This is a genomic window from Gemmobacter lutimaris, from assembly GCF_003570715.1.
GTDB classification, from domain to species: domain Bacteria; phylum Pseudomonadota; class Alphaproteobacteria; order Rhodobacterales; family Rhodobacteraceae; genus Gemmobacter; species Gemmobacter lutimaris.
On the sequence record NZ_QXXQ01000007.1, the window covers coordinates 58117 to 80030 of the forward strand.

The window sequence follows — 21914 nt, forward strand, 5'->3', positions numbered from 1 at the left end:
GCGCGTTCTGGCGTTGTCTCTTTATGTTCACGGATGTTCTCAAAAAGTTCTTTACAGGATGTGAATCGTGTGAGAACAATAATGGAACAAACGACAGGAGGTTCCGATGCTGAAGGAAGTCAAAGCCATCATCACCCGCTCCCGCGCGACCATGCTGGAGGATGCTGTCGGCGCAATCTCTTTGTTCGTTCTCTTGATTGTCGGCCTGAATCTGCCGGGCCTTGCCTGAATCGCCGACACTGCCGGTTTTTCACTGCCTGCGGTCTGTTAAGGGCGCATCGATCCCAAGCGATGCCCGCGTCACTGTCCCCGACGCACCTGCCTGCCAGACACGCCACTCACCGCCGCAGCATGCCTGCGGCGGTTTTTTTATGCGGTCTCGGCCGCCGCGATCGCCTCTGCCAGCGCCTCGATCGCCAGCAGGATCGAGGCGTGGCGGTTCTTGTAGTCCCGCGCGGGCAGCAAGACCTCGAACCCGGAGAAGGCACCCGAAGGCGGCGGCGATCCGTCCTTCAGCATGGCGCGCAGCGCGTCCCGCGCAGCTTCCACCTCGGCCCGGTTGCGGCCGATGGCGGCACCACCTACCACGGCGGCCGAAGCCTGACCCAGCGCGCAGGCCTTCACATCCTGCGCGAATTCCGCGACGCGGCCGTCTCGCATCACCACATCCGCGGTGATGGTCGAGCCGCAGACCGGCGAACGCCGCCGCGCGCTGCCCTGTGGCGCAGGCAGGCGGCCCAGATGCGGGATGTCGGCGGCCAGCGCCAGAATCCGGCCAGAGTAGAGTTTCACCAGATCACTGTCGCTCATCGCTTTTCTCCGCCGCTGTCCCCGCATAGATAGACCTGCAACTGCGGCAATGCAAAGGAGGCGCCGATGCCATTCGATCCGGCTGGCCTAAAGTATGATGCGAACGGTCTGATCCCGGCCATCGCGCAGGACCATGCCACGGGCGAGGTGCTGATGATGGCCTGGATGAATGCCGAAAGTCTGAAGCGCACGCTGGAAACCGGGCAGGTGACCTATTGGTCCCGCTCGCGTCAGGGGTTCTGGGCCAAGGGCGAGACCTCGGGCCATGTGCAGCGTCTGGTGGAACTGCGGGTCGATTGTGACCGCGATTGCCTGTTGATGCAGGTCGATCAGACCGGACCCGCCTGCCACACCAACCGGCGGTCGTGCTTCTATACCGCGATCCGCGACGGGCAGGAGGTCATCACCTCTGACCCGATCGCCTGAAGCCAAGGAAACCTGAAGCCAAAGAAAAAGGCCGCGCGGAACCCGCGCGGCCTTTTCCAGTCTGTCGGTCGGATCACTCGTCCGAAGCGGCAGCGCCGACTTCGTCGAAGAGTTCCGCGATCTCAAACTCTGCCGCAGCTTCCGCTTCGGCTGCGAGTTCCTGGATCGACTTGCCCGAAGCCTGAAGTTCGGCTTCTTCGGTCGAACGGGCGACGTTGATCGTGATGCGCACCGAAACTTCGGGGTGCAGAACGACGGTCACCGAGTGCAGACCCAGATCCTTGATCGGACGGTCCAGAACGACCTGACCGCGCGCGACGGTGAAGCCGCCCTCGGTCGCCGCATCAGCCACGTCACGGGTGGTGACGGAGCCATAGAGCGCGCCGGAATCCGAAGCCGAACGGATGACGATGAAGGCCTGACCGTCGAGCTTGGCGCCCACGGTTTCGGCTTCTTTCTTCGTTTCCAGGTTCTGCACTTCGAGTTGCGCCTTGCGGGCTTCGAAGGACTTGATGTTCGCGTCGGTGGCGCGCAGCGCCTTGCCTTGCGGCAGCAGGAAGTTCCGGCCGTAGCCGTCCTTCACCTTCACCACATCGCCCATCTGGCCCAGCTTGGCCACACGCTCAAGAAGGATGACTTGCATCGAAGTGTCTCCTTATTTCACGGCATAGGGCAGCAGGGCGAGGAAGCGGGCGCGCTTGATGGCCTGGGCCAGCTCACGCTGCTTCTTCGCCGAGACGGCGGTGATGCGCGACGGAACGATCTTGCCACGCTCGCTGATGTAGCGTTGCAGCAGACGCACGTCCTTGTAGTCGATCGCCGGGGCATTGTCGCCCGAGAAGGGGCAGACTTTCCGACGGCGGAAGAAGGGTTTGTTCGCCATGATGATGGTCCTTTCCCTGTCAGATCAACGACGACGGTCGCCGCCGAAGCTGCGCTCGCGGCGTTCGCCACGGTCGCCCTCGGGGCGGTCACCACGATCACCGCGATCGCCACGGTCCCCACGCTCGCGCTCGTCGCGCTTCTGCATCTGGACCGACGGGCCTTCGGCATGCGCATCGACCTTGATGGTCAGCACGCGCATAACATCGTCGTGCAGGCGCATCAGGCGTTCCATTTCCTGCACGGCCGCGGCGGGCGCGTCCGATTTCAGGAAGGCGTAGTGGCCCTTGCGGTTCTTGTTGATCTTGTAGGCCATCGTCTTGACGCCCCAGTATTCGTGTTCAACGACCTTGCCGCCGTTGTCCGCGAGGACCGTGGAGAAATGTTCGATGAGACCTTCTGCCTGCGCGTTGGACAGATCCTGACGCGCAATCATGACATGCTCGTAGAGAGGCATGTAAGCTCCGTATCATGGGCGCATTTCATAGGGCGGGCCTTTTGCCTTCCGCGGCCCGTCCACGAGAGGCTGCGCCGGTTCATGGGTCATGCGGAAGGATGGGCGTCATTACACGCGATTGTGCCCTTGTGCAAGCAAAGTTCGGGAAGACCGCAGGAATTTGCCGCTGTCAGGGCATTGCGGGCCGGTGATATGGCATAACAGGCAGGACTTTTGTTTAACCGGAACCATCTTCTGCGCCGGATGTTGGCATAGAGCGCAATAGCAGAGAATCGAAAGAGGATAGGCATGAACCGCATTCTGAACTGCACGACGGCGCTGGCCGTCGCCCTCGCGGGCATCAACCCCGCCGCGCTCAGCGCGCAGACCCGTGTTCAGGTGCAGGGGCAGACGGTGGTCTGCCTGCCGGACAAGAAGACGGCCTGCCCCACGGGCGCCAACTGTATCGTGGTGAAGAACCCCGCGAATTGCGAGAAGCGTGCCTTCGAGAAATTCGGTGGCGGCTCGCCCGAGCGCAAGAATGGCGAAGGTGCCGAACAGCCGAAGAAGAAAAAGGCTGCGGCCGAGGAAAATTCCGCTCCCGCCAGAAAGAAGGCGGCGGACGAGCCGGTGAAAAAACAGCAGAAACAGGCCGAGGGTCAGAAACCCGCCAAGGAAAAGAAGGCTGAGAAGAAGGACAAGGCCGAGAAGAAGGACAAGAAACAGGTCAAGGCCGCGGACGAGCCGCAGGTCAAGATCCCGTCCGGCGTTCCGGGCAGTCAGGGTGACAATGCGGGTCAGGCTTTCGTGCCGGATTCGCAGCCGACCGTGACGGCGACACCGGAGCAGAAGCCGCGCAAGACCCGCAAGCCGCGTGCCGAGGAAGACAAGGCCATCGTTGATGTTCTTGGGGGCGAGCCGACGGCCAAGCAGGCCGACGCAACCCAGGCGGATGGCAAGAAGCGCCGCAATTCGCGCAAGCCGGCGAAGCCCGAAGCGGCCCTGATCCCCGATGGCGCGCCGCGCTCGGGCGATGATGCCCCCGAGATCACGCAAACCCGCGTCAGCCGCGAGGATCGCCGCAACCCGGATCGTGACTACGATACGCCGGTGATCGGCAATCAGCAGACAGCCAAGAAAGACAGTGGCGGCCTGTCGAAGCTGGAAAAGGCCGGGCTTCTGGCGCTTGGCGCGCTGGCGGTCGGCACGCTGCTGAAGAACGGCAACAAGGTCGTGTCGAACACCGGCGACCGCGTGGTGGTGGATCGTGGCTATGGCGATTATGTCGTGCTGAAGGACGACGATGCGCTGATCCGCGAACCGGGCAGCGACGTGCGGACCGAAACCTATCGCGACGGCTCGACCCGCACGACGGTTAACCGCCCCGACGGCACGCAGATCATCACCATCCGCGATGCCTCGGGCCGGGTTCTGCGCCGGGCGCGGATCAATCTCGATGGCAGCCAGACCCTGTTGATCGACGACCTGAGCGACCGTGTGCAGGAAGTGGATGTGACGCGTCTGCCCAAGCCGCAGCCGGGCGGTCTTGCCATTTCGACCTCGGGCGAGGATGCGGCGCTGCGGGCGCGCATGCTGAGCCTGCGGGCCGCCGAGGCGGGGCGGTCCTTCAGCCTTGCCCAGATCCGCGACTACCCGGAAGTGCGGGCGCTGGCGCCGACGGTGGATGTGGACAACATCACCTTCGAATCGGGGTCGGCCGCCATCCGCCCGTCAGAGGCGGAAAAGCTGTCGCAGCTTGGCGGCTTCATGGCGCAGATGATTGCCGACAACCCCGGCGAGATGTTCCTGATCGAAGGGCATACCGATGCGGTGGGCGATGCGGCCTATAACCTCGCCCTGTCGGACCGCCGGGCCGAAAGCGTGGCGCTGGCGCTGACCGAATATTTCGGCGTCCCGGCTGAAAACATGGTGGTGCAGGGCTATGGCGAAAGCGAACTGCGCATTGCCTCTGGCGGGGACGAGCCGCGCAACCGGCGCGCGGTGGTGCGCATGGTGTCGCCGCTGATGCGTCAGCTTGCCTCGAACTGAGGCGCGGATCATTTGACCAGGATCAAGGTGGCAGGGCTTCGGCCCTGCCATTTTGCATTTGCGCGGGCTCTCCCTGTTTCTCCGCGCGATCCGCCCGGCAATGTGCCGTGGCCGGACACCGGGCGCCGCCGGGCCTCCCCCCTGCGGCGCCTGCTTTTTTGCTGCGCCGCCCGCGCGGCTGTGGCACCTTCGTCGCATGGCAGGCCGCCCCGCGCCGGGGCAAGCTGTTGTTCGCAGGCGGGAGAGCAGAATGGAATTCCGGCACGATCAGATTCCCGAAATCGCGCTTGACTGGCATCGCAGCGGGCGGGGGGCGGTGCTGGCCACCGTGGTCGAGACATGGGGATCGGCGCCGCGCCAACCCGGTGCGCAACTGGCCATTGACGGGCAGGGCGCGATCATGGGGTCGGTTTCCGGGGGGTGCGTGGAAGGCGCGGTGATTGCCGAGGCGGAAGAGGCGCTGCGCGACGGCAGACCGCGGCTTCTGACCTTCGGGGTCAGCGATGACACGGCCTTTGCCGTGGGTTTGGCCTGTGGCGGCACCATCCGCATCCTGCTGGAACCCGTGGGCGCCGCGCTGTCCGAGGCCATGCTGTCCGATATCGTTGCTGCCCGCGCGACCCGCCGCCCGCTGGCCTATGCCGTGCATCTGGAAAGCTGGGAACGGCGTCTGATCGACGGACCGGGCGATCCCTTGTCGGCCGCCGTCGCCACGCGGATGCGTGCCGACCGCTCCGGGCCCGAGGAGGACGGCTGGTTCATCGCCATTCACAACCCCGGCCTGCGGCTGGCCATTGTGGGCGCCGTGCATATCGCACAGCCACTGGCACAGATGGCGCGGCTTTGTGGCTATGATGTCAGTATCATAGACCCACGCGAAACCTTCGGTTCCGCCGCGCGGTTTCCGGGTGAGGTGATCCATGACGACTGGCCGGACGAGGCTTTGGCGGCGCTTGGTCTGGATGCGCGGACGGCGGTTGTGACGTTGACCCATGACGCCAAGCTGGATGATCCGGCAATCCGTGCCACACTCGACAGCCCGGCCTTCTATCTGGGCTGTCTCGGCTCGACACGCACTCATGCGAAACGGGTGGAGCGGCTGACAGCGGCGGGCTTCGACACGGGCCAGATGGCACGCATCCATGCGCCGGTCGGGCTGGACATCGGGGCGAAAAGCCCGGCGGAAATCGCGGTTTCGGTGATGGCTGAAATCACCCAGGTCCTGAGGCGCGGCTGATGCTGTTCGGGCCTGTGCCATTGGCCGAAGCCGAAGGGGCCATTCTGGCGCATCGGGTGGATACGGCGGACGGCCCCCTGCCGAAGGGCGCGCGGCTGGACGCGGCGGCGGTGGTGCGGCTGGCTGCCGCGGGGCTGGCCGAGGTGATCGTGGCCCGCCCCGAACCCGGCGAGATCGGCGAGAATGCTGCGGCGGCCCGGCTCGCCGCCGCACTACTGTCCGGGGCCGAGGGGCTGCGCGGGGGCGGGGCGGCAACGGGGCGGGTGAACCTGCACGCGATGGGGCCGGGCCTGTTGCGGGCCGATGCCGCCCGGATCGACGCGCTGAATGCGGTGCATCCTATGATCACGCTGGCCACGTTGCCCGATCTGGCGCGGGTCGAGTCGCGCAGCATGGTGGCGACGGTCAAGATCATTTCCTATGCCGTGCCCGAATCTGCGCTGGAGGCGGCCTGCGCCCATGCGGCGGGGGCGCTGCATCTTGCCTCCCCCGTGCTGGCGCGGGCGGCGCTGATCGAAACCGTATTGCCCGGCGCCGCCCCCCCGGCGCCAAAAGGGCGCGAGGCGCTGGCGCTGCGGTTACGGCGGCTGGGTGTCACACTGGCTCCGCGCCGCATCGTGCCCCACCGGGCCGCGCCTCTGGCCGAGGCGCTTGCGGAAACGGATGCGGAAATCCTGTTCATCCTCACCGCTTCGGCCACATCGGACCCTGCCGATGTCGCGCCCGCCGCACTCTTGGCTGCGGGTGGGCGGCTGGAGCGGTATGGGATGCCGGTCGATCCGGGGAACCTGCTGTTCATCGGCGCGTTGCATGGCCGCCCGGTGATCGGTCTGCCGGGCTGCGCGCGTTCGCCCGCGCTGAACGGGGCGGACTGGGTGCTGGAGCGGGTGATCTGCGGCTTGCCGGTCGGGGCGGCTGACATTGCCCGGATGGGTGTCGGCGGCCTTCTGAAGGAAATCGCCGCGCGGGGGCGGCTGCGCGAAGCACCAGAATAAGAACGGGGGCCGAAGGGCCCCCGCACATCTTCTGCCGATCCGTGATCGCGCTTATTTTGGCGCGATCATCATCACCATCTGCCGGCCTTCCAGCTTGGGCATGGATTCGACCTTACCGGCCTCCACCACATCGGCGGCAACCCGGTTCAGCAGTTCAAGGCCAAGCTCCTGGTGGGCCATTTCGCGGCCACGGAAGCGCAGGGTGATCTTCACCTTGTCGCCTTCGCCAAGGAACTTCAGCACCGCTTTCATCTTGACGTTATAGTCGTGGTCATCAGTGCCGGGACGGAACTTGATTTCCTTGATCTCGATGATCTTCTGCTTCTTGCGGGCCTCGGCCTCACGCTTCTGCTGTTCGTATTTGAACTTGCCGAAGTCCATGATCTTGCAGACCGGGGGTTCCGCGTTGGGCGAAATCTCGACCAGATCAAGCCCGGCTTCTTCCGCCATGGCAAGGGCGCGGGCGGGCGTCACGACGCCGACATTTTCGCCATCTGCGCCGATGAGGCGGATTTCCGGCGCGCGGATGCGGTCGTTCACACGGGGGCCCGTATCGCGTTGCGGCGGGGCGTTGTGGGGTCTGCGGGCTATGGCTTCGGTCCTTCTGCCATTGGAATAACGTGCGCAAAATAGTCCCCCGGACCGGGCAGTTCAACCGGATTCGGCGGTATCGCGTCATCGGGGCGGGCACTGGCGCGGCGGACGGCATTTTCCCCTTCAAATTCCGCGTCCAAACCCCCATCTGGGGCGGGAGTGCCAGTTTTCGGCGCGACAGGAAGGGACACGGACATGAACAGCAAGGTCATCATTGGCGGTGTGGTCGTCGCGGCAGCGGCGGCGGGCTACTATTTCTTCGGCCAACAGACGCCGAGCGAGGCTGAAAAAGCCGCCGAAACCGCAACCGAAGCCGCCCAGTCCGCCGCTGCAACCGCTGCGACCGAGGCTGCCAGCGCGACTGAAGCGGCTGCCGATGCCGTGGAAGGCGCGGGCGAGGATGCGGCGCGCGCTGCGGCCGAGGCTGCGAATGCGGCGGCAGCGGCCACCGAACAGGCAGGCGAGGCTGCGGCCCAGGCGGTTGAGGCAGCATCCGAGGCCGCCAGCGAGGCAGCAGGTCAGGTGACCGGCGCGGTCGAAGATGCAACGGCCGCCGCGACCGAAGCGGCCACCGGCGCGGCGGAAGCTGCGAAACAGGCGGCGGAAGCCGCGACCAGCGCGGCCACGTCGGCTGCCACCGGCGCCGCCGAAACGGCCGGGCAGGCCGTGGATTCGGCAACCGAAGCTGCGGGCGACGCGGCAGCAGCGGTCACCGAACAGGCGGGTGAGGCGGCTGCAACCGTTGCCGATACCGCTGCCGATGCGGTGGAAGGCGCGGCCGAAAGCGCTGCCGCTGCCGTGGATAGCACCGCTGGCGATACCGCGGATGCCGCGCAGGATGCGGCGGCTGCCGCCAACGATGCCGCAGCCGCAGCGAATGACGCCGCCGCCGAAGCAGTGGCCGATACCGCCAATGCCTTCGATCCGGCGACGTTTGATGCGACGAAAATCAATGGCCTGATCGACGCCTCGGCCCTGGACGATGGCACCAAGGCCGCGCTGAAGGCGGCGGTGGATGGTGCGGCGAAGAACCCGGCGCTGGTGGATGCGGCGCTGAAGCAGGTGAAAGCCGCGTTGGGGATGTAATCTCCGCTCGAATGAAAACGCCGCGCGAGACCCGCGCGGCGTTTTTGTTTCCAATGGTTTGCGAGGCGATGCTTACACGCCATCGCCGACGAAAGCCTTTTCCACCACATATTCGCGCGGTTCCGAATTGGCACCTTCGCGCAGGCCGAAGCTTTCCAGAACGGCCATTACGTCCTTGTTGAAGGCAAGGCTGCCGCAGACCATGGCGCGGTCATGTTCGCGGTCCATCGGCGCCAGCCCCAGATCAGCAAAGACTTTGCCCGACGACAGGTTGTCGGTGATCCGGCCGGTATGGTGGAACGCCTCGCGCGTGGTGGTGGGGTAGTATTTCAGCTTGCCCGCCACCATCTCGCCGATCAGCGGGTCGTCATGCAGCCCTTCCACCAGTTGCCGGCCATATTCCAGCTCGGCCACGGTGCGGCAGGTGTGCATCATCACCACTTCTTCGTATTTCTCGTAGGTTTCCGGGTCGCGCATCAGGCTGGCAAAAGGCGCGATGCCGGTGCCGGTGGCAAGGAACCACACCCGCTTGCCCGGCAGCAGCGCGTCATGCACCAGCGTGCCCACGGGTTTGGGGCGCAGGATGATTTCGTCCCCCGGCTGGATATGTTGCAGCTTCGAGGTCAGCGGGCCATCCGGCACCTTGATCGAATAGAACTCCAGCTCCTCGTCCCAGTTGGGCGAGGCGATGGAATAGGCGCGGAGCAAGGGTTTGCCATTGTCGCCCATCAGGCCGATCATCACGAACTCGCCGGACCGGAAGCGCAGGGTCTGCGGACGGCTGACGCGGAAGGAAAACAGGGCATCGGTCCAGTGCTTCACCGACAGCACGGTCTGCGCGTCGGGCAGGTGGACTTTGGTCGCGGCGGTATCGGACACGGGTTTTTGCTCGGTCATGGAATATCAAATCCTGAATATGTCAGGTGGAGGCCAGAGGAAAGCCCGGATTCAGGCACGCAGCCGCGACTGATAGTCATGGGCCTGCCAGTCGGCGCGGAATTTCCACTGCGGCTCGGGCTGGCGGGCTGCCAGATCGTCGGGGATTTCCACCGCGTCAAAGCCGACGCGGCGCGCCATGGCATATTGATCGGCGATGACATGGCCGAAGGCGCGCAATTCGCCCTTGTAGCCCATCATGCGCAGGCGGCGGCCGATGGTGAAGGCGCGACCATCGCTGAAGGCGGGGAAGGCGACGCGGATCAACGCAATCGCTTCCAGCCGGTCTGCCAGCGCCGAAGGATCGTCTGTATGCGCAAGGTCCAGTGCCGTCGCGGTGGCGGCGGCATCAAGACCGGGGTTCTGGCTGTCGGCAACGGGGGTGAAGCCGGTATCGGTGACGATCACGCTCATGCCGCGTTCTCCTCGGTGGTGCCGCCGCGCACGGCGCGGCCGTTGATGAAATGGATGCCGCATTCGGTTTTGGCGCTGCCACGCCAGCGGCCCGCACGCGGGTCTTCGCCGGGTTTCACCGGGCTGGTGCAGGGCGCGCAACCGATGGAGGGGTAGCCCTTTGCAACCAGCGGATGCCGGGGCAGGCGGTTGTTGACGATATATTCCTCAAGATCCTCGCGGCCCCAATGGGCCAGCGGGTTGACCTTGATGCGGGTATCGCCCTCGGCCTCGAAGAACTCGACCTCTTGCCGCGTCGCGCCCTGATAGCGCTTGCGCCCGGTGATCCAGCCATCGAAATCCTTCAGCGCACGTTCCAGCGGCTCCACCTTGCGGATGGCGCAGCAGGCATCGGTGTTGAACTGGTGCAGCGTCCCGTCTGGATCGTCGAATTCCACCTTTTTGGGGTGCGCGCGGATGGTGCGGATGTCGCAAAGCGCCAGTTTCTCGGCCAGTTCGCGCTGATATTCCAGCGTTTCCTTGAACAGCATCCGCGTATCGACAAACAGCACCGGCGTTTCCGGCGCGATGACGGAAACGAGGTGCAGCAGCACGACCGATTCCGCCCCGAAGGACGACACCAGCGCCACGCGCCCCAGATCGGGGTCGCCAAGCGCATGTTCCAGCACGGCGGTCGCGCCGTGATGGCGGTAGCGGGCGTTCAGCGCGGCGACCCTGTCGGCCACCGTGCCGACCGGCCCGGAGGTGTCACGCGGCATCCCGGTTTCCTTCCCCCGGATAAAGCGCCGCCTTGAAGGGCGGCAGGCCGACCCGGCGGTAAGCCTGAAGGAAGGTTTCCTCGGGGCTTTCACGCAGGTCGAGATAGGCCAGAACAATCCGTTCGATCGCGGGCACGATCTCGTCATAGGCAAAGCCCGGACCGGCACGCTCGCCGATCACGGCATCTTCGGTGCCGTCGCCGCCAAGGGTGATCTGGTAATTCTCCACCCCCGCGCGATCCAGCCCAAGAATGCCGATATGGCCGACATGGTGATGGCCGCAGGCGTTGATGCAGCCCGAGATCTTGATCTTGAGCGGCCCCACGTCATGTTCCAGCTTCAACGCGTCGAAGCGGGTCGCGATTTCCTGCGCGACCGGGATGGCGCGGGCGGTGGCCAGCGCGCAGTAATCCATGCCGGGGCAGGCGATGATGTCGGAGATCAGCCCGACATTGGCGGTGCCCAGCCCCGCCTGCATCAGCGCGGCATGCACCGCCGGCAGGTCCGATTTGTGGACATGCGGCAGGATGACGTTCTGTTCGTGGCTGACGCGCAGCTCGTTATGGCCGTAGCGCTCGGCCAGATCGGCCATGACACGCATCTGGTCGGCGGTCGCGTCGCCCGGCGTCTGGCCATGTGCCTTCAGGCTGATCGTGACGATGGCATATTGGTCATTGCGGTGCTGCGCCAGGTTGGTATCGGCCCAGGCGCGGAACACCGGATCGGCCTTGTAGAAGGCGTCATAGGCATCGACCGGCGCATTGCGGAAGGCGGGCGGGGCGAAAGCCTCGCGGATATCCGCCAGCAGCGCCTGATCGTTGCCGCCGAACAGCGGGCGCAACTCGGCAAAGCGCGCCTCGATCATGCGGGTGATTTCTTCCTTGCCGGTCTCGTGCAGGGTGATCTTGATGCGGGCCTTGTATTTGTTGTCGCGGCGGCCAAGCGTATTGTAGACGCTCAGCACTGCCTCGACGTAAGGCAGCAGATCTTCCACAGGCAGGAAGTCACGCACGGTCATGGCGACCATCGGCGTCCGGCCCAGACCGCCGCCCACCAGCACCTGAAAGCCGGTTTCGCCCGCGTCGTTCTTCACGATGCGCAGCCCGATGTCATGCGCCGCCGTCACCGCACGGTCCTGTGCGGCGCCGGTAATGGCGATCTTGAACTTGCGTGGCAGGAACTGGAATTCCGGGTGGTCGGTGGACCACTGGCGCAGCAACTCGGCATAGGGGCGGGGGTCTTCGATCTCATCCGCCGCCGCAGCCGCGAAATGGTCGGCCGTCACGTTGCGCACGCAATTGCCACTGGTCTGAATTGCATGCATCCCCACATCGGCCAGCGCCGAAAGCATCTTCGGCACATCCGACAGCTTTGGCCAGTTGAACTGGATGTTCTGCCGTGTGGTGAAATGGCCATAGCCCTTATCCCAGGTCTGGGCGATATGGGCCAGTTGCCGCATCTGGCGCGGGTTCAGCGTGCCATAGGGGATCGCCACGCGCAGCATGTAGGCGTGCAGTTGCAGATACAGCCCGTTCATCAGGCGCAGCGGGCGGAATTCCTCTTCCGTCAGGCTGCCGTCGATGCGGCGTTCCACCTGGTGAGAGAACTGCGCCACGCGGGCACGCACGAAGGATTCGTCGAATTCGGAGTAGTTATACATGGCGGCGGTCCGGGGCTGGCTGGCTGCGGCGGTCAGACGAGTTCGGCCTGCTTGCCGAGAAAGTAGTTGGAGGGGCCACGGGTGCGGAACACCTCGCGGAAATGGGTGGGTTCCGGGCCGTTCGGGCCTGCCTTGGCATCGGCCAGATAAGCCCCCACCGCGACGGATTTCTGCGCCATGGCATGCAGCAGGCGCAACTGCGCATGGGCCTCGTCCTCGATCAGTTCCGCCTCGTGATGCAGGCGGGTCCAGCGGTCGTCGGCGGTGAGATAGATCACATCGCCCTCGATCAGCGCATTGGCGGTCACGACTTTCGGGGTGAAGCGGGCCATTCGATCCTCCGGCACTTGCGGTTTCTGCATTGCAATATAGGATATTTTTCTAGTTTCGCGCCATATGGGCGGATAGATAAGGAAATCCGTTCCGTGTGGGCGGCGATGTGGGACGGGGTTCCACGAAACAGGAGGAACAGGGAATGTCGGCCCGGCTGGACGAGATGGACAGGAAAATCCTTGCAGAACTGCAAGAGGATGCCGAGCAATCGCTGGATGAAATCGCGCGCAAGGTGGGGTCTTCCAAGACCCCGGTGTGGAATCGCATCCGCAAGATGAAGGAAACCGGGGTCATCACCCGGCAGGCCGCTTTGCTTGACCCCGAGGCGCTGGGGCTGGAGGCCTGTTTTTTCGTGCTGATCCGCACATCGGAACACGAGGCCGACTGGCAGCGCCGCTTCCTGCAAACCCTGCGCGAACGCCCCGAGGTGCTGGAGGCGCATCGGCTGGCGGGCGATATCGACTATATCCTGAAGGTCCGGGTGAAGAACGCGCGGGCCTATGACACCTTCTATCAGGCGCTGATCTCGCAGGTAAAAATCCACAACGTCACGGCGCTGCTGTCGATGGAGGAAATCAAGGCGACGACGGCACTGCCGCTGGGCTGAAATGCAAACGGCGGCCCAGCATGGGGCCGCCGTTCCGCGATTTCAAACCGCGATCAGAGCAGGGCTTTGGCCTGCGCCACGGCATTGTCGGCAGTGATGCCGAACTCCTGATAAAGCCGCTCTGCCGGGGCAGAGGCGCCGAAGGAGGACATGCCGACGAAAGCCGCCTTGGCCTCTTTGCCGCGCTCGCCCAAAAGCCAGCGGTCCCAGCCCTGACGCACGCCCGCCTCGATGGCGACGCGCACCGGACCGGCGGGCAGCACCTTCTTGCGATAGGCCTCGTCCTGCGCGGCGAACAGTTCCATGCAGGGCATGGAGACGACGCGGGTGCCGATGCCTTCGGCTTCCAGCTTGGCGCGGGCCTGCATGGCGATTTCGACCTCGGACCCGGTGGCGATCAGGATGACCTGACGCTTGCCGGTGGCTTCGGCCAGCACATAGGCACCGCGCGCCGACAGGTTCTGGTTGGTATGCGCGGTCCGCACCGGGGCCAGACCCTGACGGCTGAGCGCCATCACGCTCGGCGTGGTTTTCGACGATAGTGCCAGTTCCCAGGCCTCGGCCACCTCGACCAGATCGGCGGGGCGGAACACCCAGGTGTTCGGCGTCGCGCGCGAAATCGCCAGATGCTCGACCGGCTGGTGGGTCGGGCCATCCTCGCCCAGACCGATGGAATCATGCGTCATCACATAGACCACCGGAATGCCCATCAGCGCCGAAAGCCGCATCGAGGGGCGGGCGTAATCGGTGAAGGCCATGAAGGTGCCCGAATAGGGCCGCACGCCGCCATGCAGCGCCATGCCGTTCATCGCCGCCGCCATGCCGTGTTCGCGGATGCCCCAGTAGACGTAACGGCCCTTGCGGTTCGTCGGATCGAACACGCCCAGATCGGCGGTCTTGGTGTTGTTCGAGCCGGTCAGGTCTGCCGAACCGCCCACGGTTTCCTGCGCGATCGGGTTCACCGCTGCCAACACCACCTCGGAAGCCGAGCGGGTTGCCAGTTTTTTCGGCGTCTCGACTGCGGCCTTCTTCACGCCACGGATGGCCGACACCAGCTTCGGCGCCGGGTCACCTGCGAAGATGCGGGCGAATTCGGCCTGTTTGCCCGCCGGGAGCGCGGCCAGACGGGCTGCCCATTCGGCGCGGGTGGCGGCGCCCCGGCCACCGATGGCCTCCCATGCGGCTTTCACATCGGCCGGGATCTCGAACGGATCATGCTCCCAGCCATAGGCGGCGCGGGTGTCGGCGATCAACTGCTTGTCAGTCAGCGCGCCATGGCCTTTCGACGTGTCCTGCGCCGACGACCCCAGCGCGATATGCGTCTTGCAGGCGATCATCGCCGGGCGGGGCGAGCGTTTGGCCTTGTCCAGCGCGGCGTCGATCTCTACCGGGTCGTGGCCGTCGCATTCAAACACATCCCAGCCCGAGGCAGCAAAGCGTGCCTTCTGGTCGGTCACATCCGACAGTTCGACCTTGCCGTCGATGGTGATGCCGTTGTTGTCCCACAGCACGATCAGGCGGGAAAGCTGCTGCTTGCCCGCGATGCCGATGGCTTCCTGGCTCACACCTTCCATCAGGCAGCCATCACCTGCGATGACATAGGTGTAGTGATCCATCACCTTCGCGCCCCAGCGGGCGCGCAGGCTTTCCTCGGCCATGGCGAAGCCCACGGCATTGGCGATCCCCTGACCCAGCGGGCCGGTGGTGGTTTCCACCCCTTCCATATGGCCGAATTCTGGGTGGCCTGCCGTGCGGGCGCCCCACTGGCGGAAATTCTTCAGTTCCTCAAGGCTCGCCTGCTTGTAACCCGTCAGGTGCAGCAGGCTGTAGATCAGCATCGAGCCATGGCCCGCCGACAGGATAAAGCGGTCGCGGTTGGGCCATTTCGGATCGGCCGGGTCGAAATTCAGGTGCTTTTCGAACAGCACCGTCGCCACATCGGCCATGCCCATGGGCATGCCGGAATGGCCGGAATTGGCCGCGGCCACTGCGTCGAGTGTCAGCACCCGGATGGCGCAGGCTTTCTTCCAGTGGTCGGGGTGCTTGGCGCGCAGGCTCGCAATATCCACGGCGAGAATCCTCGTTGTTGCGTCGGTTCGCCTTGGTCCATATCAGCCCGACGGGCAAGATCAAGCTTCGAGGGGCTTTGGCGCAGCCTTTTGTCTGCAAGTCCTTGGCTGGAAAGCAACTGCCGTTTTGGGGGCACATTCCCGCCGATGTTTGCGCTAAGATTGAATGAAACGATGAGCCGGGGCGATTCGCGTGCAAGGCGAAGGGATCGGGCCAAACGTCGGCAAGACGGCAAGCAAGGGCAGAACGACATGAACGATTTGGCAGAGCTGGAGCGGCGCATTTCCGCGGCGCTGACACGGATCGGAACAGGGATTGACCAGCTTCGCGCTGCGGGGGCGGCTGAAACTGCCGCTGCCGGGGAGGTGGCCTCCGCTTCGGAAGAGGTTGTGCAGTTGCGCGAGGCGCTGGAGGCCGAGCGCACCGCCAATGCGCAACTGACCGCACGGCTGCGTGCCGTGAAGGCGCGGGACGGCAAGGCCGGCGCGGCGCTGGAACAACGGGTGGCGGAACTGACCCGTCAGCTTGATGTTCAGGGGCTGGAAAGCCAGCGGATGAAGAAGAACATGATCCAGCTGCGCGAGGCGCTGCGGAGCTTGCGCGAAGAGGCACAGGAAAAGGTCGAGGCGCATCTGATCAACAAGGCCATGCTGGCCGAGCTGGAATCGCTGCGCTCGGAACGCGCGGCCGAGGCGGCGGAACTGGCCGAGTTGCTGTCCGAGATCGGCCCCATCGTGCAGGAGGCCGCACAAGACAGCGAAGACGAGAAGGAGGCCACCGATGCCTGAGGTCGAGATCACCATTGCGGGCCGCAGTTTCGCCGTTGCCTGTCAGGCGGGGGAAGAACATTTCCTGCGGTCCGCCGCTGCGATGCTGGATGCCGAGGCGCAGCCGCTTATCGCGCAGATGGGCCGGTTGCCGGAAGGGCGGATGCTGCTTATGGCCGGGCTGATGCTGGCCGACAAGACCGCCGCGCTGGAAGACGAGATGCGCGCCCTGAAGTCCCGTCTGGCCGAGCTTGAGGCAAGGCCAGTGCCCGAGCCGCAGCGGATCGAGGTGCCGGTGATCCCGCCGCAGGTGGAGGAAACGCTGGCCGAGATTGCCGCGCGGGCCGAGGCGCTGGCGCAGAAGCTGGACGAAAAAGCCCCGGCTGCGGGCTAGTATTCAGCCCGCCCGCCGCAGACGAAGCCAATGCGGCACAGCCAGCGCGGCCTGGATCAGTGCCAGAACCGCGCCTGCCGCCGCAAGGGCCAGAAAGGCCCGCGCCAGCATCTGCATCTGTGGCAGGGTCTGCGCCTTGAATTCGGTGGCGGTTCCGGCCTCGACCAGCCGGGGGCTGACGGCAGAGGCCAGAACGGTGTCGCCCCGGCTGGCGCTTCCGGGCTGTTCATACCAGATCGTCGCCAGAGAGCCGCCGCTGAGCCCGCAGCCGCCGAACCCGTCTTCCAGCGGCGGCAGATCTCCGTAGTCGCGGGATTTCTGTGGCAGGTGCAATAGGGCGCTTGGGCCATCCGCAAGTTCAAGCTGCACAAGGCCCGGCAGCCGGGATTTCACATTGGCATTCCCCAGCGGCACGCCACCCCCACGGTTGTCACAGGGCAGGCGGATCACCTCGGCCGGAACGGCGCCAGGGGCGGGCAGGGGCGCAATGCGACCTTCCAGCAGGAAGCCGTTGACATAAGCACCGCGCGGGCCTTCCAGCAGGGCCAGAACATCGGCCGTGCTGCGCGCCACCGGGGCATCTGTCAGACCCAGCCACCAGTCGGCGGTGCGCCATAAACTGCCCGCCGCGATCAGCGCGACCACCAGAATCAGACCCGACAGCAGCGGCACGACTGGCGCACGGTCGCGGCCTTTCAGTCTCGGATAGACCAGCCGCAACAGCAGATAGCCCAGCACCAGCGGCAGGGCCAGCGCGGCAGCGGCGGCGAGGTTCGGCTCGAACACATCGGTCCGGTTGCCGGTCATCACCAGCGCCAGCACCAGCCAGAGCGCGGCCCCGGCCGCCGCCACCGCCGCTTTCCAGCCGAGCCGGGCGAAAGCCAGAAACAACAGTGCCGTGCCCCCGGCAATAGCCGCCAGAATCGCTTCGATCCCCATGAAATGAAAAACCCTGTCCGCAATCACTGCGGACAGGGTTCAGGGCTTTCGCGTTCAGGTCAACGCAAAATGCGTCTCAGGCGTTTGCTTCGCGGATCTTGTCGGCAGCTTCCTTGTTGAAGCCGATGCCGTTCGTTTCCAGCAACGTGTCGAGTTCACCCGAGATGGTCATTTCGGTCACGATGTCGCAGCCGCCGACGAATTCGCCCTTCACATAAAGCTGCGGGATGGTCGGCCAGTCGGAGAAATCCTTGATCCCCTGACGGATCTCGGCATCGGCCAGCACGTTCACATCGGCAAATTCAACGCCCATGTAATTGAGAATACCCGCGACACGGGACGAGAACCCGCATTGCGGCATCATCTTGGTGCCCTTCATGAACAGCACCACGTCGTTTTTGGTGATCGTCTCGCGGATCTGGTCCTGCGCGCTCATCTTGCGGTTCCTTTGCATCGCTGGGGCCTTGCCCCGGTCTCAAGCGTTAATCTGTCTGTCTGGCCCGGCGAAGCATCCGGCGCTGGATGCGGTCCGCCCTGCGGGTGAGTGCGTCATTCCGGGCCATGGCAGCCGCGAAACTTGCGTGGTCTATCGCCTCTGTCCCAAGCTCCGGTTTGCGGTAGGGAGCTTTCGGTTCCTCGCCTGGCGTGAGTGGTCGGTATGTGCCGCGCCGCCGTCTCTGGGACAGCCAGATCACCGCCACGATCCCGACCAGAAGCGCCAGAAGCCAGAGTTTCAGCGTCACGCCGCTTACTCCGGGGCCTTGGTGGTCAGGGCCAGCGCATGCAATTCGCCATGCGCCCCGTCCATCTTGCCTTTCAGGCTGGCATAGACCGCGCGTTGCTGCTGCACGCGGTTCATGCCCTTGAAACTGGCGTCCACCACCTCGGCCGCCCAGTGATTGCCGTCTCCGGCGAGGTCGGTAATGGTGATCTGCGCATCGGGGAATGCTTCCCGGATCAGCGCCTCGATGTCCTTGCCTTCCATGGGCATGTGGGTGTCTCCTGTCCTTCCCATCCAATCTAGGACGAGCGGACGGGGGCTGCAAGCGGTGGCCTTGGCCTGCGTGTCTGCCACTCGCGTTCCAGCATGGCAAGGAAGATGCAATCCACCCAGTCACCGCCGGGACGCTGCCAGCATTCGCGCCAGACCCCCTCGCGCTGAAAGCCCGCGCTTTCAAAGAAGCGCAGGGCGCGACTGTTGTCGGCGGTGCAGTCGAGCCCCAGCCGATGCGCGCGGCGGGTGGTGAAGACTTCGGCCAGCAGCGCGTTCAGAAAGGGGTGGCCAAGGCCCGGTCGGCTGACGGCAAATTCGCGCAGCCCCAGAACACGGGGCATCCATTCGACGATCAGCGCAAAGCCCTCGGGTTCACCATCTTCAATCCACAAGAGCAGGTCGCCACCGGCGATCGCCTCTTCGATCTGTCCTTCGGCGGGCGGGTCGAGAAAGGCGCGATTGTCATCGCGCAGCCACAGGGCGCGGATGAACGCCGCATCCCGAGGCTGCGCGATGCGGATCATCCCTCGATGGCCGCGGCGAAGGCGCCACGGTAAAGCGACGAAAGATCGGCCAGTGCGGCGCTGTCGGCGCCAAAGCGGACGCTATCGCCGCCGAAACGGCCGACGCGCAGCACCGGAACGCCGGTGGTCAGCGCGGCGGCTTCCAGCGCGGCGGCGCCTTCTTCGGAGGCGGCCACCAGATAGCGGGCCTGATCCTCGCCGAACAGCGTCGGAATGTCGCTTGCGTCCAGCGTCAGGCCAAGCCCGGCGCCTTCGGCCATTTCGAAGGCCGCGAGTGCAAGGCCACCGTCGCCAAGGTCTGTCGCGGCGCGCAACGTCTTGCGGTTGGCGCGCAGGAAATCGCCGTGGCGCTTTTCGGCTTCCAGATCGACATGCGGCGCATCGCCCGCCTCGATCCCGAAGGCCTCGGCCAGCAGGGCCGATTGGCCCAGATGGCCGAAGGTCTCGCCGATCACCAGCGCCACGTCGCCTTCCGCCGGGCGGCCTGCGATCAGGTCATCCAGCGAAGCGAGCAGGCCCACGGCACCGATGGTCGGCGTCGGCAGGATCGGTTGGCCGTCGGTTTCGTTGTAAAGCGAGACGTTGCCCGAAACGATGGGCATTTCCAGCGCTGCCACAGCCGCGCCGATACCTTTGATGGCGCCGACGAACTGGCCCATGATCTCGGGCTTTTCGGGGTTGCCGAAATTCAGGTTGTCGGTCGTGGCCAGCGGCAGGGCCCCCACGGCGGTCAGGTTGCGATAGGCCTCGGCCACCGCCTGCTTGCCGCCCTCGAAGGGGTTGGCCTTCACATAGCGCGGCGTCACGTCGCTGGTGAAGGCCAGCGCCTTGGCCGTGCCATGCACCCGCACCACGCCCGCCGCCATGCCGGGGCGGACAACGGTATCGGCGCCGACCTGGCTGTCATATTGTTCCCACACCCAGCCCTTGTGGGCATAGGTCGGGCTGCCGATCAGCGCGCGCAGCGCGTCAATGGCACTGATGGCGGGCACATCGCCAAGCGCGGCGGCGGTCGGAGTTTCCACCCACGGACGGTCATATTCCGGCGCGCTGGACGACAGTTTCGACAGCGGCAGATCGGCCTTGACCTCGTTGCCGTGCAGGATGAGGAAACGGTCTTCGGGGATCGTCTCGCCCACAATGGCGAAATCCAGATCCCATTTTTCAAAGATCGCGCGGGCCACCGCCTCTTTTTCCGGCTTCAAGACCATGAGCATCCGCTCCTGGCTTTCCGACAGCATCATCTCATAGGCGGTCATCGCCGCTTCGCGCTGCGGCACATGGTCGAGGTTCAGCCGGATGCCCAGTCCGCCCTTGTCGCCCATTTCCACCGCCGAACAGGTCAGGCCAGCGGCCCCCATGTCCTGAATGGAGATCACGGCGCCGGTCTGCATCAGCTCAAGGCAGGCTTCCAGCAGGCGCTTTTCGGTGAAGGGGTCGCCGACCTGCACGGTGGGGCGTTTTTCCTCGATGGTCTCGTCGAATTCGGCCGAGGCCATGGTGGCACCGCCCACGCCGTCGCGTCCGGTCTTGGCGCCAAGGTAGACCACCGGCATGCCGACGCCCGAGGCCGCCGAATAGAAGATGGCATCCGCATCGGCGAGACCCGCCGCGAAGGCGTTCACAAGGCAGTTGCCGTTATAGGCACGGTGAAACCGCACCTCGCCGCCCACGGTGGGCACGCCGAAGGCATTGCCGTAGCCGCCGATGCCTTCGACCACGCCTTTCACCAGATGCGCCGTTTTCGGATGCGAGGGCAGGCCGAAGCTCAGCGCGTTCATCGCGGCAATCGGGCGGGCGCCCATGGTGAACACGTCGCGCAGGATGCCGCCGACGCCGGTGGCCGCGCCCTGATGCGGTTCGATGTAGGACGGGTGGTTGTGGCTTTCCATCTTGAAGATGACCGCCTGACCGTCGCCGATATCCACCACACCCGCATTTTCACCGGGGCCGCAGATGACCTGCGGGCCGGTGGTGGGCAGGGTGCGCAGCCATTTCTTCGACGATTTGTAAGAGCAATGCTCGTTCCACATCGCCGAGAAGATGCCAAGCTCGGTGAAGCTCGGTTCGCGGCCGATGATTTCGAGGATGCGCTGGTATTCGTCGGGCTTGATCCCGTGCGAGGCGATCAGCTCGGGAGAGATGGCTGGTTCTTGCATGGCGGCGCCCTGTCGTGATGCGTGATGCGCGCTTCTTTAGGGGAAGGCGCGGCCCGAGGAAAGGCCCGTTACCGGCCTTGCGGCGGCCTTGCGGCATTGCGCTGGCCCAGGGTGAGGATTTCTGGCCGCACTACGGGTGTGTTGCGGTTGCTGAAGAACGGGTTTCGCCGCCAGCTTCCGGCAATCTTCGCCGGAAGCGCGCGGGACAGCAGACCGAAGAGCGCGCGGAACATCCCCGATTGCGCCACGGGCTGGCGGGCGGCCGCGGTATTGGCATGGCAGACCAAGGGGCCAAAGCCCGGTTGACCGGGCTTCAGAATGGCACCGAAGAAGGGCAGGCCCATATGGGGCAGGGAATTGCCGATGGGGGCGCCGCAACACCCCGCATACCAGCGGATCAGGCCCTTCGGCCCCAGACGCAGCGCCGAAAGCCGGTCATATCCTGCGGTGAAGCGGATATGTTGCGGAAGGGTCTGGAAAATCTCGGTCCCGCCCTTGGCATCAAGCCAGATCGCATCGACCTTCAGGTGGCGCGCGAAGCTTTGGCAATCGGCGCAGTAGCATTCGACATGTGTGCCGGGTGCGGTTTGCGCGATTTCCCACCGCATCGTGCCGCAGGTGCAAAGGAACTGTCTGGGATTGGTCATATGGGCCTCCGTCATGGGGTCAGACTGCCATATTCCGCAAACGACCGCCCGAATAATCGGCAAAGCAAAAAAAAAGGCCGAGCAGAAGCTCGGCCCAAGTCCAACAGGGAGGTATGAAGCCGACAAGAGAGAAACTCGATTGCCGTCTTCAAGACGCCATTTATGTGGGCAGAACGCATGGATCAAGAACAATCATG

Annotated in this window: 27 protein-coding genes; 9 read left to right on the forward strand and 18 right to left on the reverse strand. The window is 65.0% G+C overall.

What is annotated here, in order from left to right; all coding sequences use genetic code 11:
• The first annotated feature begins 106 nt into the window (after positions 1-106).
• Positions 107-229: a hypothetical protein gene (locus D2N39_RS23580; RefSeq protein ID WP_267899581.1), complete on the forward strand. Its 123-nt coding sequence runs from the start codon at positions 107-109 to the stop codon at positions 227-229.
• Positions 230-369: 140 nt separating this feature from the next.
• On the opposite strand, the gene D2N39_RS13435 is transcribed toward D2N39_RS23580, so the two are convergent.
• Positions 370-810 carry an iron-sulfur cluster assembly scaffold protein gene (locus D2N39_RS13435; protein WP_119135296.1) on the reverse strand — a complete coding sequence of 147 codons (441 nt, stop codon included), beginning with the start codon at positions 808-810 and terminating at the stop codon, positions 370-372.
• A 66-nt stretch (positions 811-876) separates the two neighbouring features.
• Between D2N39_RS13435 and hisI the strand changes: the two genes are divergently transcribed.
• Positions 877-1236, forward strand: coding sequence for a phosphoribosyl-AMP cyclohydrolase (gene hisI, locus D2N39_RS13440; protein ID WP_119135297.1), 360 nt, complete (start codon positions 877-879; stop codon positions 1234-1236).
• A gap of 73 nt (positions 1237-1309) precedes the next feature.
• Here hisI and rplI read toward each other — a convergent pair whose 3' ends face one another.
• The 3 genes from rplI to rpsF are packed head-to-tail and all read right to left on the reverse strand — an operon-like array spanning position 1310 to position 2575.
• Positions 1310-1879 (reverse strand): 50S ribosomal protein L9, encoded by a 570-nt coding sequence (rplI, locus tag D2N39_RS13445; RefSeq protein ID WP_119135298.1) that lies wholly within the window; start codon positions 1877-1879, stop codon positions 1310-1312.
• A gap of 12 nt (positions 1880-1891) precedes the next feature.
• Complete coding sequence (gene rpsR / locus D2N39_RS13450; protein ID WP_023666208.1) at positions 1892-2119, reverse strand: 30S ribosomal protein S18; 228 nt, start codon at positions 2117-2119, stop codon at positions 1892-1894.
• A gap of 24 nt (positions 2120-2143) precedes the next feature.
• The gene (gene rpsF / locus D2N39_RS13455; protein WP_119135299.1) at positions 2144-2575 is read right to left on the reverse strand and encodes a 30S ribosomal protein S6; all 432 of its coding nucleotides are present in this window, start codon (positions 2573-2575) and stop codon (positions 2144-2146) included.
• A gap of 288 nt (positions 2576-2863) precedes the next feature.
• Between rpsF and D2N39_RS13460 the strand changes: the two genes are divergently transcribed.
• From D2N39_RS13460 to D2N39_RS13470, 3 genes are all read left to right on the forward strand, one after another.
• The gene (locus D2N39_RS13460; protein ID WP_119135300.1) at positions 2864-4603 is read left to right on the forward strand and encodes an OmpA family protein; all 1740 of its coding nucleotides are present in this window, start codon (positions 2864-2866) and stop codon (positions 4601-4603) included.
• Between the two features lie 250 nt (positions 4604-4853).
• A complete protein-coding gene (locus tag D2N39_RS13465; protein ID WP_119135301.1) occupies positions 4854-5840 on the forward strand; it encodes an XdhC family protein in 987 nt (328 codons plus the stop codon).
• Entirely contained in the window at positions 5840-6835 is a 996-nt protein-coding gene (locus D2N39_RS13470; protein ID WP_119135302.1) for a molybdopterin-binding domain-containing protein, read from the forward strand. Before D2N39_RS13465 ends, D2N39_RS13470 begins: the two co-directional genes overlap by 1 nt.
• Positions 6836-6886: 51 nt before the next feature.
• Here D2N39_RS13470 and infC read toward each other — a convergent pair whose 3' ends face one another.
• Positions 6887-7375: a translation initiation factor IF-3 gene (gene infC / locus D2N39_RS13475; protein ID WP_229825139.1), complete on the reverse strand. Its 489-nt coding sequence runs from the start codon at positions 7373-7375 to the stop codon at positions 6887-6889.
• A 249-nt stretch (positions 7376-7624) separates the two neighbouring features.
• Between infC and D2N39_RS13480 the strand changes: the two genes are divergently transcribed.
• Positions 7625-8515: a translation initiation factor 3 gene (locus D2N39_RS13480; protein ID WP_119135303.1), complete on the forward strand. Its 891-nt coding sequence runs from the start codon at positions 7625-7627 to the stop codon at positions 8513-8515.
• Positions 8516-8587: 72 nt separating this feature from the next.
• Here the strand turns inward: D2N39_RS13480 and D2N39_RS13485 are convergent, their stop codons facing one another.
• From D2N39_RS13485 to D2N39_RS13505, 5 genes are read right to left on the reverse strand one after another with little or no spacing between them, the layout of a single operon-like run.
• Entirely contained in the window at positions 8588-9412 is an 825-nt protein-coding gene (locus D2N39_RS13485; RefSeq protein WP_119135304.1) for a ferredoxin--NADP reductase, read from the reverse strand.
• Between the two features lie 51 nt (positions 9413-9463).
• Positions 9464-9865: a DUF934 domain-containing protein gene (locus D2N39_RS13490; RefSeq protein WP_119135305.1), complete on the reverse strand. Its 402-nt coding sequence runs from the start codon at positions 9863-9865 to the stop codon at positions 9464-9466.
• Positions 9862-10623, reverse strand: coding sequence for a phosphoadenylyl-sulfate reductase (locus tag D2N39_RS13495; protein WP_119135306.1), 762 nt, complete (start codon positions 10621-10623; stop codon positions 9862-9864). The genes D2N39_RS13490 and D2N39_RS13495 overlap by 4 nt, the downstream gene beginning before the upstream one ends.
• On the reverse strand, positions 10613-12283 hold the full coding sequence (locus D2N39_RS13500; RefSeq protein ID WP_119135307.1) for a nitrite/sulfite reductase: 1671 nt from the start codon (positions 12281-12283) through the stop codon (positions 10613-10615). The genes D2N39_RS13495 and D2N39_RS13500 overlap by 11 nt, the downstream gene beginning before the upstream one ends.
• 32 nt (positions 12284-12315) lie before the next feature.
• Complete coding sequence (locus tag D2N39_RS13505) at positions 12316-12615, reverse strand: DUF2849 domain-containing protein (protein ID WP_054303689.1); 300 nt, start codon at positions 12613-12615, stop codon at positions 12316-12318.
• Positions 12616-12758: 143 nt separating this feature from the next.
• Here D2N39_RS13505 and D2N39_RS13510 point away from each other — a divergent pair, with 143 nt between their 5' ends.
• A complete protein-coding gene (locus D2N39_RS13510) occupies positions 12759-13223 on the forward strand; it encodes an Lrp/AsnC family transcriptional regulator (RefSeq protein WP_054303726.1) in 465 nt (154 codons plus the stop codon).
• Between the two features lie 53 nt (positions 13224-13276).
• Here the strand turns inward: D2N39_RS13510 and tkt are convergent, their stop codons facing one another.
• On the reverse strand, positions 13277-15292 hold the full coding sequence (gene tkt / locus D2N39_RS13515; protein ID WP_119135308.1) for a transketolase: 2016 nt from the start codon (positions 15290-15292) through the stop codon (positions 13277-13279).
• 252 nt (positions 15293-15544) lie between these two features.
• Between tkt and D2N39_RS13520 the strand changes: the two genes are divergently transcribed.
• Positions 15545-16081 carry a hypothetical protein gene (locus D2N39_RS13520; RefSeq protein ID WP_119135309.1) on the forward strand — a complete coding sequence of 179 codons (537 nt, stop codon included), beginning with the start codon at positions 15545-15547 and terminating at the stop codon, positions 16079-16081.
• Complete coding sequence (locus tag D2N39_RS13525) at positions 16074-16454, forward strand: cell division protein ZapA (protein WP_119135310.1); 381 nt, start codon at positions 16074-16076, stop codon at positions 16452-16454. The genes D2N39_RS13520 and D2N39_RS13525 overlap by 8 nt, the downstream gene beginning before the upstream one ends.
• A gap of 3 nt (positions 16455-16457) precedes the next feature.
• Here the strand turns inward: D2N39_RS13525 and D2N39_RS13530 are convergent, their stop codons facing one another.
• The 7 genes from D2N39_RS13530 to D2N39_RS22710 all read right to left on the reverse strand — a co-directional run bounded on the left by D2N39_RS13530 (position 16458) and on the right by D2N39_RS22710 (position 21717).
• A complete protein-coding gene (locus D2N39_RS13530; RefSeq protein ID WP_119135311.1) occupies positions 16458-17393 on the reverse strand; it encodes a hypothetical protein in 936 nt (311 codons plus the stop codon).
• 76 nt (positions 17394-17469) lie between these two features.
• A complete protein-coding gene (grxD, locus tag D2N39_RS13535; protein WP_119135413.1) occupies positions 17470-17829 on the reverse strand; it encodes a Grx4 family monothiol glutaredoxin in 360 nt (119 codons plus the stop codon).
• 46 nt (positions 17830-17875) lie between these two features.
• A complete protein-coding gene (locus D2N39_RS22705; protein ID WP_147373492.1) occupies positions 17876-18136 on the reverse strand; it encodes a hypothetical protein in 261 nt (86 codons plus the stop codon).
• A gap of 5 nt (positions 18137-18141) precedes the next feature.
• Positions 18142-18384 carry a BolA/IbaG family iron-sulfur metabolism protein gene (locus D2N39_RS13540; protein WP_119135312.1) on the reverse strand — a complete coding sequence of 81 codons (243 nt, stop codon included), beginning with the start codon at positions 18382-18384 and terminating at the stop codon, positions 18142-18144.
• 29 nt (positions 18385-18413) lie between these two features.
• Positions 18414-18911 (reverse strand): GNAT family N-acetyltransferase, encoded by a 498-nt coding sequence (locus D2N39_RS13545; RefSeq protein WP_119135313.1) that lies wholly within the window; start codon positions 18909-18911, stop codon positions 18414-18416.
• A complete protein-coding gene (purL, locus tag D2N39_RS13550; RefSeq protein ID WP_119135314.1) occupies positions 18908-21070 on the reverse strand; it encodes a phosphoribosylformylglycinamidine synthase subunit PurL in 2163 nt (720 codons plus the stop codon). The genes D2N39_RS13545 and purL overlap by 4 nt, the downstream gene beginning before the upstream one ends.
• Before the next feature lie 68 nt (positions 21071-21138).
• Positions 21139-21717, reverse strand: coding sequence for a DUF6151 family protein (locus D2N39_RS22710; protein ID WP_158589833.1), 579 nt, complete (start codon positions 21715-21717; stop codon positions 21139-21141).
• Positions 21718-21914 lie beyond the last annotated feature (197 nt).